This window comes from Acinetobacter rudis (genome assembly GCF_000829675.1).
In the GTDB taxonomy this organism is placed as follows: Bacteria; Pseudomonadota; Gammaproteobacteria; order Pseudomonadales; family Moraxellaceae; genus Acinetobacter; species Acinetobacter rudis.
The window spans coordinates 1-12,046 of record NZ_BBRX01000094.1; the positions used below are offsets into that span (position 1 = coordinate 1).

Genomic DNA, 12,046 nt, shown 5'->3' on the forward strand with positions numbered 1-12,046 from the left:
ATCCATTGACCAACGCTAATCATCCATAGTAGATAGATATAAGTTGAATAGACAAAAGATACTGTGCATTAACCATAAAAACTCGTTGTTTAGGCTGCGAGTTTTTATACATTGTGTAGTTTACATATTTTAATGAATAAGCTATTTAAAAGTTCAAAATCATCATTATTTAATTTTAAAATTAGAGGATTTTAATGTCACTATTGATTAGAAATATTTAAAAATGAGTTGAAATTAGCTTAAATATTATCTTCAATAATTTATTAATAATATTCAAACCTATTAAGTTGTTATACATATTGTTCTAAAAATGATAAAAAATATTTATAAGTAAATCAAAGTGATAAGCATATTTTTTTATGTATTGTTAAATTTTTGTTTTATTTTTTAGTAATTTAAGTTAACTTTACTGTGAGTTGTATAGGGGAAGCTATAGGGGAAACAACTTGTAGCTTTATAATTCAAAAATAAGAAATTTTATATCTATCATGCCAAAAAATTATTCATTAGATTTACGAAAAAAAGTCATGCAGTTTTATACAGAGTCTAAGCACAAGTCTAAAACATGCCGAACATTTAACATTGCCAGATCGACTTTGGACGATTGGATACTCTTGGAGAAAAATACTGGCGAATTAAAACAACAAAAGTCGGATAAAGTGGGCCGTCCTAAAATGATTAAGGATTGGGAAGCTTTTAAAAACTTTGTTGAAATGACACCATTTACTCAAGCCAAGGAATTGGTACCACTGTTTGAACTAAAATTTGGTTATCCCATTTCTTATGCTGTAATTTTATTAGGTTTACATCGCCTAGGGTGGTCTCAAAAGAGAATGTCCGCGGCGCCTACAGTAAAGCGTCGCCGAGTTAATCTAAGCTAAGCTTTCTGTTTGAGTAAATCAGCTCCGATCTTGTTGTAGCTTTGACATAGCTATATCATTTACAAGATTGGAGCTGATTTTCTATTTGGCAGTTAAAATCATAAGTAGCGCTATTCATTGACTCAACTAATAACATGAAATCTTATCGAAATTTATAGATATTTTTATCAGAACAATTAAAAAAATAAAAACGCACCTAAGTGCGTTTTTTGCATCACATTGCATATGAAGATTATTCTTCAAGTTGTGTCATGACATCTTCTGAAAATTCAACGTTGGTATAAACGTTTTGAACATCATCTAAATCTTCAAGCATATCAATCATTTTTAAGATTTGTTTCGCTTGATCGATATCAGTGATCTCAGCTTTTGTCGATGGACTCATCACAACTTCAGCATTGTCTGATTTAAGACCAGCAGCTGTGAGTGCATCTTGAACGATACCAAAACTTTCTGGTGTCGTAATAACCAAGATACCATCTTCTTCAACTTCAATATCTTCTGCACCAGCTTCAAGTGCAACTTCCATGATTTGGTCTTCTAAAGAAACATCTTCAAAAGTAATCTCACCACGTTGTGTAAACAAGTAAGCCACAGAACCAGAAGTACCTAAGTTACCATTTGTTTTTGAAAAACAATGACGTACATCAGGAACGGTACGGTTGAGGTTGTCAGTCATCGTTTCAACTAAAACCGCAACACCACCAACACCATAACCTTCATAGGTGATTTCTTTTAAATCATCATTGTCTTCACCACCAGCACCACGTTGAATAGCGCGGTTGATGGTATCACGCGTCATATTTACAGAAAGCGCTTTTTCCACGACCGCACGTAGGCGTGGGTTACTGGCTGGATCAGGACCACCGAGTTTTGCTGCTGTAACCAATTCACGAATATATTTGGTAAAAACTTTACCACGACTAGCATCTTGTTTTGCCTTGCGATGCTTAATATTGGCCCACTTGGAATGACCCGCCATGCGTAATTTGCTCCTAAAAGACTGGGGTTAACCAGAAAAACTGTAGCGATTCTAACATAAGCGCTTTTTATTGAGAAACAACAACAGCGTGCTTTTTAAACTTGTTTACGCCGATGTTGTTGTGATTATGTTGATTGTTCCAGTGATTAAGCTGGTTGTTGGGGTGTTTCAGGAATAATGACATTCAGTCCAGTATGCTCAAGATAGAGTTGCTGAATAGTTTTTAAATCTTGATCTAAATCAGATGGGTATATTTTGGCAAAGATACCACCATTTTTTGTCTTAGCATTTGCATACATTAAAACGATCGGCACATTGGCTGCTTTTGCGATATGCCAAAATCCTGTACGGATTGGTTTACGGACTTGTCCGTTTTTAGCCCGTGTTGCTTCAGGTGCAATGACTAGATTAAACTCTTCATTTTCTTCAAAATGTTTAACCATTTGCGCAACAATATCTTGATTTGAATGGCGATCGACAGCAATAGCACCGATTGCATTTAAGAATGGCTTAAATGGTGCTTTAAACAATTCTTTTTTCATTAAGGTGTGAATCTTGATGCCACAGATCTGGAACAGTGCCAAAGATAAAACAGCATCCATCATTGAGGTGTGCTCAAAACCAATAAGAACTTGTTTTTTTTCGAGTATGTTGTCCTCGATATGATAGTTCCAACCCGAAAGTTTAAAGGTTAATTTGCCTAGTTGCTTTTTCATCAATGGTTCCTGAAATGGTCGGCTCGAAAAGATTGCTGATTCTGAGAGAAATCACTAGAAAACACAATGTTGTATTGCATGTATTTGTACTAATTCTGATTAATGCTTGTAGACAATTGAATTTTCTTGAGCAACTACTCAGAAATAATGCTGAGCGATAAGATGGATAAGGACAACAGATTAAAATTTGCGCTTTGCAAAGCCTATTTAAATAGCCTAAGCATTAAAAATCTAGAGATTAAAACCTTCATTTAGATATTGCTCTTCAACCATCTGTGCAGATTAGGGTGTGAGTCAATGTTTGTTATATCTTGCTGAGGGTAGTGCATGATTTAAAATGTAATCGCTTTTTGAAGTCTGTTCTAGGCTCTAAGTTGATTCGGCTTAATGAAGACTTGGGTGACGACGGTTCAAAAGTCACTTACACCGCTAGGTTATTCATGTCGATTAGGGACTCAACAATGAATAACTCCAGCAGCATAGGAGGCGAGTTAGATATGTCTAAACAACGCTGAACGAGACTCTCCAGCACCATCAGCAGCACTTAAGAAACGTTCTGTATGAATATCACGCTCAAATAAACGACTTTGCATTAATGTTGAAATCGCAGCATCGATCATAGGAGGTGGACCACACAAATATGCTTTATGGCCAGCACACTTATTTTCAAAGTAATTTGCAACGGCTTCATGTACAAAACCTGTGAAACCTGTCCAAGCATCTTCTGCTTTAGGTGCATTCAGTGCAGGGATATAGCGGAAGTTTGGATGCTTCTTCACTAAATTTTCAAATAATTCACGGTTATATAACTCAGCAACATCACGTGCCCCTTGGAACAGGTAGATGGTACGAGTATCACCTTCATCGAGTAGATCGTGGATCATCGATTGCGGACTAGAAAGTCCAGAACCACCAGCAATAAAGATGACATCTTGCTTATCCGACTTACGGACAAAGAACTGACCATAAGGTCCAGTCAGCTGTAATTCATCACCAACACTAAGTTGCTCATGAACATAAGTTGTTGCAGCACCGCCTTGTACTTGGCGGATATGTAGTTCAATAATGCCTTCTTCACTTGGTGCATTGGCAATAGAGAATGCACGTGTGCCCTCAATACCAGGCAATTGCAGGTTAATATATTGGCCTGCTTGGAATTGCATCGTACGATCGATCTCTAGACGGATGCCTTTAATCGTTGGCGAAAGATCTGTGATATCGATGACTTTAGCTTGGTAATCTTCGATTAAATAGCCTAAGAAGTCTTCGTCTTCATCAACATCAGCTTCAATGACCATGTCTGATTCTGGTTTACAGCAGCAGGCAAGGACTTTGTTTTCTTCACGCTCAATATCCATGAGTGCAAAAGGTGATGCATCACCGAGGTCATAAAAACCATCAGTAACTTGGACTTTACAGGTTCCACAGGTGCCGTGACCACAAGCAAAGGGCAACCAAACACCTTGACGCAATGCAGCATCAAGGATGGTTTGATCTTCTTCAACTTCAATGGTGGTACCAATCGGTTCAATGGTGACTTGATAGCTCATCTTGCACCTCGCTTACACATGACTGCCGTTATACCCAGTAAGACCTGGTGTACTAAAACGTAATAAAGATTTATGACCAAAACCTAAATCTGACAACTTTTGTTCAGGTTGTGGCTGAATTTTTGTACGGTCTACAACATACTCAACTGTGGACCAGTCAATATTTGCAAAATCAGGATGTTGTGAAAAACCAGCAGGAAGTAATTCATCGACTAGCTGTTGAAACGTTGCTTGTGGTGAAATTAAAAATGCTTTTGCTGAACAAAATAAAGTGTGATGATCCCAGCCAATATAAAGCAAAATATTGTCGCCATAATTGCTTTGAGTATCGCGTGCAGCGAATTCATAATTTGGGGTAATTGCACGGACTGCCATAGTCATTCTCCTTGGAGCAGAAGTTGAGGGGAAAGCCACCCCAACTTTGCTGATATCCTATATATTTTGATGAATTCAGTTGAACGGAATCAGATTAGGCTGAGTTGCCTTTCCATTTATTCCAACGTTGTTGATCAGGAGAACCTTCGATATCCATGTTATCTGCACCAACATTCATGTTGTAGTAATCACGTAAAATCGACTCAAGATCAGGACCGCCACAGTTGCCTTGTAAAATTTGGTTTACAGGTAACCATGCTTGAGAATATTTCTCTGGTTCACGTTCAAAGATGTCATGACAGCCATCTGAACAGGTATGATAACGTTCACCTTTATAAATACTGTCACGATAACTAAACATAGTTTGGTCACCATCCATTTCAGTAAAGGTCATTGGAATCTGACAGATTTGACACAATTGTGGTAAGCCGTCTGAGTAGAAACGTTTACCTTCTGCTTCCATTTTGCGTGCAAGTTCCCAGCGTGGACGATAGTACTTGTCGAAAGTATCTGGATATTTTTCAGATAACCAATCCATCTCTTCGTCAGTTGGAATCCAAGTATGGAAGCCCGCAGCATGACCAAAGTTATAGAAAATCCACCAAGCCTGATGTGAAACGTGCTCTTTTTCTTTCACGATAACATCAGAGTATTTTGGCATGCGAATACCATAACGGCTTAAGTCTTTAAACAATGCGCCGCCCGCTTGTTCAAAGTAAACTTCCCAAGCTTCTTTCCAAGACATCACTTTGTTTGGCAACATGTAGTCCATCATCATGCCGACGATTGACAATAAGCGTGTACCACGCCAGAACCATTTATCGATCCATTCTTGGACAATTGGCACGTTATCTTCGTGCTGTTCAAGCAAGAATTTTACGATTTCTAGCCCAAGTGTCATATGACGAGCTTCATCTGATTGTGCGCTAAAGCCAAATGTTACTGTAGCCATATCACCGTTATAAGCTGCACCTGACATGAAAGGTACAAATAACAAGTTCGTCAATACGTATTCAAAAGCAAAACTAATGGCCAGTAAGAATTCAAATGGACCTGCAGAACGCGCATCTTCAAAGAATGACTTCGGTACAGACAAATACCAAACGCGGTCATGCATATGTGCCCAATCTTGGAAGCCATCAAAAAACTTGTTGTAATGGCTCATTGCATGAATCTGAGTTTGTACGTGACGTAACTCATCAATCGATTGCATCTGTGAAGCAATACGAGCGCCGATGCCGCTGAACTGACGACCCACATGGGCATAGCCTTGGTAGGCTTGATACTCAAGTGGGGTCACTGCAGTTAAGAACAGTTTGATCGCATTTAAATAACGTTCATTTGAAACGTTCATTTGGCCATTATTTTGTGCGAATGCATCAAAAATAGCGTAAAGTTTTTTCTCTTTTTCTGCTTGATATTTCCAGTAAGAGTCCATGGTTAAACGGAATGGATCTTCCCATTTTGACCAGTCAGTGATTTTAATCCCTTCAAATTCTTCATAAGGGAAAGCATCTTTGCGATCGACATAGGAAAAGTCCCAGTCTAGATCACGGCTGAGCATACGGTAACGGTCTTTGGCATTGAGTTTCTTCGTTGCCGTTTTTGTGTTGTTTTTAGCTGGACTATTCATGCTGATTATCCTTTTCAATCTGTTTGAACGCTAGAGGTGAACTTGGCTGAAGGCGAGTTCAACACATTGATCATTCAAAAGTTTTAATTCCACTTTAAAGTAAAGCTATCTTCGTCTTCGTCTACGTTACCGCCAAGGGTAATCATATTGAGTTGCAGTGCTTGGATGTCCCAGTCTTGACCGAGTTTTTCAGATACGGTTTCGGCGCGGACCACAAGTGAACCCTCACATTCCACACGAATCATCGCAGGCAGGTATTGAATGCTTGCTTCAGGATTATCTTCTTCAATTGCTTCAATGATGTAGCGAGAAACGTCATTGTCTTGTAGTGCTAAATAAACTTTAGATGTCATGTTGATACTCCTTATATCGCGGCGTCGCAGCTTAAGCCGGCTTTTTTACAACGTTCAGCGATGAGGTTTAATCCAGCATCAATCGCATCATTTCCAAGTGCAGTGTTTGACCAAGCAGAAAAAGCAGTCTTAATCACAGGAAGATATTCTTCGATCCACTGTTGCATCAATGCCTTGTTGTGCTCTGATTCTGCAACAGCAGTTTTAAATACAGTGTCTGACCATTTACGTAAGTCACTTAGGCAGTCCTGCATAAACTCAGTCAACATTGCAAGGTCACGGCCACCGTTGTTGACTAACCATTGATCAAATTCACCAAAGACCATGCTTTGCAACATACTGTCGATCAATAGGTTTTGTAGAGTGAATAATTTAAACCAATCTTGTTCCAGTAAGCTTTCTTCACAAAGACGACGTAAAGGTTGCCAAGTTGCATCATCCATCCAGGCTTGTTTCGCAACTTGCAGAATTTCACCTGTATTGTTGTCAAGTAAAAGACCGATACGTGACACATACTGCGCCATACCTAAGCGATCCATTGCCGCAAAAATACATGCTTGTGTAATGACCGTACCGTAACCATAGGCACTGCCAGACATCATATGTAAGTTTGCTGTTTGTTCTACATAACGTAGTGGCAGTAAGCATTCAGCGATTTTGGCTTTAACTTCATCAGAAAAGTTGTCAGCTAATGCGCGCTTTTCAAAGAAGGCATAGTTACTTTCAGCAATATCTTGTAAACGGGCACGATGTTGTACATAGGCGCCGTAATAAAACTGACGCGGATCTTTAAATGCGTACCAATCTTGCATTTGCAAAGCCGTATGGGTTTGATCATTTAAGGTTTTGTCTGGTTTCCACAATGGGCGATAGTGGAAGTTTGCAGCGCCTTGAACATCAAAGCTGACTTCTTGATAGCGGGTCGCAGGCTTTTTACCAAATCGACGTTCGATATAGGCATAAGTGGGACGAATAGGTTCAAGATTGGACGTTTTAATTTCTAAAGTCATCGCTATCTCCTTATTGACTTAGGATTGATCTTCTTGATCAAGGTGTTGACGTGCTGGGCTGAGGACAGTCGGTTCAGTGCCATAACGCCATTTGTCTTCTTGGGCATCATTCCAAGCCTGCTGTTCTTCGGTCATTTCTACGACTTGATTAATTTCGCAAAAATGTTGGAAGGCTTGCTGAGGCAAAACCAATTCAACAAAAAGTGTCGGATCATGAATGGCAAAATCGAACTCGACAAAGGCAGCATTACGATCCCCTGTAATACGGATGAACTTTGTCAGTTGAATATTTTGTGGTGCTTGAGTCATGTGGGTTTTCCTTCTGTCTCTCTGCACTGATCGTGAAGAGAACGAACAGTGACGCGACCTTGCGTTTGTTATAGCTATATCAAAAGTCGTGCCAACTTTTTAACTCATTGTTTTATATGTAATAATTAAATTTTTTGAAAAAATAAAGATCAGTAGGATAGTGAATTTCATGATTTGATGAACTTTTTAAAACAATTTTTTCAGCAAAAGATGAATTAGATCAGCTAATCTCTATAAAGTAAGCTGAAAATTAAGTTGAGTTTTTTGCTGCGGTTTTTTTATATACTTTAAAGGTATGAAAACATGAATTTATGCTACTCAACTTTGCAGCCAGTTTTTAGGTAAGATTCAAGTTAGACGTTTAGCCAAGGATGGATTTGGCCATGCCTCAAGCCAAGGATGTAAAGTTCTACAAACAATTGTTAGAACAAAATAAAGAAATTCAGGATTTACTCGATAAAATTCACTTCGATACCCAACATGGACAAATTTGGTTCGAAGAAAATCGGATGTTACTGATGCATACCAGTATTTTAGGTTTTTTACGTAAAGACCTATATCAAATGCTGGGATGGGAACGGACCAAGCGCTTTTTCATCCGCTGTGGTTATCAGGCGGGTATGCGCGATGCTGAAGTCACTCACCGTATGCGTCCGAATATGTCAGCAGCGGAAGCTTTTATGGCGGGGCCGCAAATGCATGGCATACGCGGCATGGTTAAAGTTGAGGTAAATCAACTTGAACTTTGTCATGACAATCAAAAGTTTTATGCTGATTTTAACTGGCACAATTCTTTTGAGTCAGAAGTGCATTTGAGTGATTTTGGAAAATCAGATGAACCTGCTTGCTGGATGTTATTGGGTTATGCCTGTGGTTATACCAGTTTTGTTATGGGTCAGACGATTATTTATCAGGAAATCAAATGCGTAGCACAGGGTGATGACTGTTGTCAGATTATTGGAAAGCCCTTAGCTGAGTGGGAAAATGCAGATGAACTGATTCAGTTTATGTCTCCTGATCCAGTGTCTGATGAAATCATTGCTTTGCAAGCCGAATTAAAACTCTTGAAAAAGAATATTTATACGGAAGCTGAAGCCGATTACACCATGTTCAATTCGGTGGGTGAGTCACAAGCTTATCGTAATGTGTGTGATTTACTGAAAAAAGCAGCAGGCAGTAAGGTCGCCGTACTGTTACAGGGTGAAACAGGGGTAGGTAAAGAAGCCTTTGCACGCGGGATTCATCAAGCCAGTCAACGTAAGCAGCAACCATTTATCGCAGTGAACTGTGCGTGTATTCCACCTGATTTGATTGAAGCAGAATTATTTGGTGTTGAAAAAGGTGCATTTACTGGTGCTGTACAATCACGTATGGGGAAATTTGAACGTGCACACGGCGGGACGATTTTTCTCGATGAAGTTATAGAGCTATCACCAAGAGCACAAGCTGCTTTGCTGCGTATGTTACAAGAAGGTGAGTTTGAACGGGTCGGTGATTATCAAAGCCGTAAAGTCGATGTGCGTATCGTTGCTGCAAGTAATGAGGATTTACAACAAGCCGTAAAAGATGGTCGTTTCCGAGCTGACTTATTTTATCGATTAAATATTTTCCCTGTCAGAATTCCACCTTTGCGAGAGCGTCGTGAAGATATTCCACTGTTGATTTCACATTTCATTAGTCGTTTTGAGAATATGTACGATAAGCATTTAAAAGGATTAAGTGATCGTGCCAAGAGCCAACTCATGAACTATGATTGGCCGGGGAATATTCGAGAACTCGAAAATATGTTGGAACGAGCGACTTTATTGACTGAAGATCAGCAGGAAATCAAACTCAACCATTTATTTCCTGATATATCCGAAACGCACCTGTCTACTCATCAGCAACATGATCATATCGATGGGTTGTTTAATGAGGAATTTTCTTTGGATCAATATGAGCAAAAGATTATTCAGGCTGCAATGGATCGAAGTAAACAAAATATTTCTGAGGCTGCAAGACTTTTAGGGATTAGTCGTGCAACTTTAGATTATCGTTTAAAAAAAATAGCGCAAGTTGCTTAGCTGAAAATGTAAGAAATTGAACTAGCGAAGTGAAAATTACCAATGTTAGGCTGAGTTCTAAATTTTATTCAGCCGAATAACACTATGATTTCATTCGCATCAATCGCATTATATCTTGCAGCTGCACTGACTTTAGTTGCCGCACTGTTACACTTTATCTGTGTGTATTGGGGTGCTGAGGGTTTTCGTGTCTTAGGGGCAGGTGAAGCGCTGGCTAAAAAAGCCGAAAAGGGGGATTGGTATCCAAATCTTATTGCGATTATGGTTGGATTGGTGCTGAGTGTATTTGCGCTTTATGCATTTACAGTAGCGCAAGAAAATATTTTTTTGCCATTGAGTAAATGGGTGCTCACATTCATCACTGTAGCTTTACTAGCCCGTGGTTTAGGATTCCCATTTATTAAATCACGTTTCAAGGGCAATAGTGATCTGTTTTGGTATGTCAGTTCTAGTCTTTGTATTGTGCTTGGAAGTCTTTATGCCTATGGCACTTATATGATGTTTTATCGCTAAGATCCAATCACCAAAGTGCCTGAATATGAGATTCAGGCACTTTGGTTAAATATCCAAGGCTAAGCCAGTTTAACGCTGATTTGACTACTGATGTTTGTTGTCACCGATAAATTGTTGTAGATCTAAACCTGAAGGCGCCTGATAAATTTTAAGACCAAATAATGGAATGATTGCAATAAGATGATCAAAAATATCAGACTGAATCGCTTCATATTCTGACCACGCCGTAGTCGTGGTAAACCCATAGATTTCTAAAGGAAGACCTGTACTCTCAGGCTGCATTTGGCGTACAAGTAGACTATCTTTTTGTGAAACTTGTGGATGGTTTTTAAGATAGTTCTCCACATAAGCGCGGAAAGTACCAATATTGGTTAATTGACGCTGATTATGCCATCCTAAATGTTCAACTTCTTGGTTATACCGCGCAATTTCATTTTGTTTATCTTTGAGATACCCCTGTAATAGTGCAAAACCAGACAGTTGTTCAATTGCAGCCTCATCTAAAAAATGAATGCTGTTTTGGTCAATATAAATAGAACGTTTAAAACGACGTACTCCGGCATTGGACATACCACGCCAGTTTTTAAAAGTGTCAGTAATGAGTTTGTTGGTTGGGATGGTTGTAAAAGTTTTATCGAAGTTCTCAACTGTGACAGTATGCAGAGAAATATCTGTCACTGTACCATCAGCGTTGAGTGAGGGCATTTCGATCCAATCGCCTAGACGGACGATTTCATAGGATGCAATCTGTACAGAGGCCACCAGAGACAAAATGGTGTTTTGAAATACCAACATGAGCACGGCAGCCATTGCACCAAAACCAGCCAAGACATTGAGGATATCTTTTTGTAGAAAGGTACCTAAGATGAGCAAGCCACAGACGATAAACATAATGAGTTTAATCAGCTGTAAATATCCCTTAATCGGTTTGTCATTCGATTTAGGGTTTTCTTTGTACATCATGTTAAAGGTGTTCAGTAAACCACTGATGGCGAGTGCGATCGTCAAAATGATAAAGGTTTGGGCCAGCATCTGAATAAAGATAATGGCTTTAACTGAAAGATGAGGTACAGCAACAATCCCATTTAATATCACCAGTGCAGGTGCAATATTGGCGATGCGTTGTACGATGCTGTCTTTTATATATTGGTTATAATGCGAGGCTTTTAATTTACCTAAAATAAAGAATAGTCCACGCACCACAATATACTTGGCAATAAAAGTGATAACTATGGCGACCATAATCAAAATGCTTAACGAGCTGAGCATTTCTAGCCAAGGATAATTATCAATCCAATCTTCTAGTCTTTGCAAATAGGTGGCTTGTAACAAAAGTTTTTCCTCATATTTTAATTAAGTTCATTTTATGGAATGTATTTTATAAAAAAATTGAAAAATACCTTTTCTATACAGGAAAGATGCAACTGTACTATTGACTATAATTTTATGTTTTTAAAAGAAATAATAAAAAAGCTGAATCAGAGGAACACAAAATAGCCTTTACAACTATAAAGTCGTGATGAAGAACCTGAGTGATCGTGTGGATTTTAAGAGAATAATACTCAATTTACATGAGGTGTTACTGGGTATATGGCAGTGTCCAGAGGTTGAGCTATTTTCAGAGGGTAAAATATTAAAAGCATATTTTAGCCTTGACATCC

The 12,046-nt window shown here is 38.8% G+C and carries 12 protein-coding genes; 3 read left to right on the forward strand and 9 right to left on the reverse strand.

What is annotated here, in order from left to right:
* The first annotated feature begins 488 nt into the window (after window positions 1–488).
* Window positions 489–881: an IS630 transposase-related protein gene (locus Aru01_RS16885; RefSeq protein ID WP_016656409.1), complete on the forward strand. Its 393-nt coding sequence runs from the start codon at window positions 489–491 to the stop codon at window positions 879–881.
* 232 nt (window positions 882–1,113) lie between these two features.
* Here Aru01_RS16885 and Aru01_RS16890 read toward each other — a convergent pair whose 3' ends face one another.
* The 8 genes from Aru01_RS16890 to Aru01_RS16925 all read right to left on the reverse strand — a co-directional run bounded on the left by Aru01_RS16890 (window position 1,114) and on the right by Aru01_RS16925 (window position 7,809).
* A complete protein-coding gene (locus tag Aru01_RS16890; protein ID WP_016656408.1) occupies window positions 1,114–1,863 on the reverse strand; it encodes a YebC/PmpR family DNA-binding transcriptional regulator in 750 nt (249 codons plus the stop codon).
* Window positions 1,864–2,009: 146 nt separating this feature from the next.
* Window positions 2,010–2,579 carry a 1-acyl-sn-glycerol-3-phosphate acyltransferase gene (locus Aru01_RS16895; protein WP_016656407.1) on the reverse strand — a complete coding sequence of 190 codons (570 nt, stop codon included), beginning with the start codon at window positions 2,577–2,579 and terminating at the stop codon, window positions 2,010–2,012.
* 491 nt (window positions 2,580–3,070) lie between these two features.
* Complete coding sequence (locus tag Aru01_RS16900; RefSeq protein ID WP_016656406.1) at window positions 3,071–4,129, reverse strand: NADH:ubiquinone reductase (Na(+)-transporting) subunit F; 1,059 nt, start codon at window positions 4,127–4,129, stop codon at window positions 3,071–3,073.
* 12 nt (window positions 4,130–4,141) lie between these two features.
* Window positions 4,142–4,504 (reverse strand): phenol hydroxylase subunit P4, encoded by a 363-nt coding sequence (locus Aru01_RS16905; RefSeq protein WP_016656405.1) that lies wholly within the window; start codon window positions 4,502–4,504, stop codon window positions 4,142–4,144.
* A 94-nt stretch (window positions 4,505–4,598) separates the two neighbouring features.
* A complete protein-coding gene (locus Aru01_RS16910; RefSeq protein WP_016656404.1) occupies window positions 4,599–6,137 on the reverse strand; it encodes an aromatic/alkene/methane monooxygenase hydroxylase/oxygenase subunit alpha in 1,539 nt (512 codons plus the stop codon).
* Window positions 6,138–6,220: 83 nt separating this feature from the next.
* Window positions 6,221–6,490, reverse strand: a complete 270-nt coding sequence (locus tag Aru01_RS16915; protein ID WP_016656403.1) for an MmoB/DmpM family protein — start codon at window positions 6,488–6,490, stop codon at window positions 6,221–6,223.
* An 11-nt stretch (window positions 6,491–6,501) separates the two neighbouring features.
* Window positions 6,502–7,500 (reverse strand): aromatic/alkene monooxygenase hydroxylase subunit beta, encoded by a 999-nt coding sequence (locus tag Aru01_RS16920; RefSeq protein WP_016656402.1) that lies wholly within the window; start codon window positions 7,498–7,500, stop codon window positions 6,502–6,504.
* A gap of 18 nt (window positions 7,501–7,518) precedes the next feature.
* On the reverse strand, window positions 7,519–7,809 hold the full coding sequence (locus tag Aru01_RS16925) for a phenol hydroxylase subunit (RefSeq protein ID WP_016656401.1): 291 nt from the start codon (window positions 7,807–7,809) through the stop codon (window positions 7,519–7,521).
* Between the two features lie 383 nt (window positions 7,810–8,192).
* Between Aru01_RS16925 and mobR the strand changes: the two genes are divergently transcribed.
* Window positions 8,193–9,872, forward strand: coding sequence for a phenol degradation transcriptional regulator MobR (mobR, locus tag Aru01_RS16930; protein ID WP_016656400.1), 1,680 nt, complete (start codon window positions 8,193–8,195; stop codon window positions 9,870–9,872).
* 84 nt (window positions 9,873–9,956) lie between these two features.
* Window positions 9,957–10,385 (forward strand): hypothetical protein, encoded by a 429-nt coding sequence (locus Aru01_RS16935; protein WP_016656399.1) that lies wholly within the window; start codon window positions 9,957–9,959, stop codon window positions 10,383–10,385.
* Between the two features lie 84 nt (window positions 10,386–10,469).
* Here the strand turns inward: Aru01_RS16935 and Aru01_RS16940 are convergent, their stop codons facing one another.
* Complete coding sequence (locus Aru01_RS16940) at window positions 10,470–11,717, reverse strand: mechanosensitive ion channel family protein (RefSeq protein ID WP_016656398.1); 1,248 nt, start codon at window positions 11,715–11,717, stop codon at window positions 10,470–10,472.
* Window positions 11,718–12,046: the final 329 nt, after the last annotated feature.

Excerpts from the sequence above, each read along its gene's own strand:
- Aru01_RS16885 (WP_016656409.1), top strand. The coding sequence starts at position 489 with ATGCCAAAAAATTATTCATTAGATTTACGAAAAAAAGTCATGCAGTTT.
- Aru01_RS16890 (WP_016656408.1), bottom strand. The coding sequence starts at position 1,863 with ATGGCGGGTCATTCCAAGTGGGCCAATATTAAGCATCGCAAGGCAAAA.
- Aru01_RS16895 (WP_016656407.1), bottom strand. The coding sequence starts at position 2,579 with ATGAAAAAGCAACTAGGCAAATTAACCTTTAAACTTTCGGGTTGGAAC.
- Aru01_RS16900 (WP_016656406.1), bottom strand. The coding sequence starts at position 4,129 with ATGAGCTATCAAGTCACCATTGAACCGATTGGTACCACCATTGAAGTT.
- Aru01_RS16905 (WP_016656405.1), bottom strand. The coding sequence starts at position 4,504 with ATGGCAGTCCGTGCAATTACCCCAAATTATGAATTCGCTGCACGCGAT.
- Aru01_RS16910 (WP_016656404.1), bottom strand. The coding sequence starts at position 6,137 with ATGAATAGTCCAGCTAAAAACAACACAAAAACGGCAACGAAGAAACTC.
- Aru01_RS16915 (WP_016656403.1), bottom strand. The coding sequence starts at position 6,490 with ATGACATCTAAAGTTTATTTAGCACTACAAGACAATGACGTTTCTCGC.
- Aru01_RS16920 (WP_016656402.1), bottom strand. The coding sequence starts at position 7,500 with ATGACTTTAGAAATTAAAACGTCCAATCTTGAACCTATTCGTCCCACT.
- Aru01_RS16925 (WP_016656401.1), bottom strand. The coding sequence starts at position 7,809 with ATGACTCAAGCACCACAAAATATTCAACTGACAAAGTTCATCCGTATT.
- mobR (WP_016656400.1), top strand. The coding sequence starts at position 8,193 with ATGCCTCAAGCCAAGGATGTAAAGTTCTACAAACAATTGTTAGAACAA.
- Aru01_RS16935 (WP_016656399.1), top strand. The coding sequence starts at position 9,957 with ATGATTTCATTCGCATCAATCGCATTATATCTTGCAGCTGCACTGACT.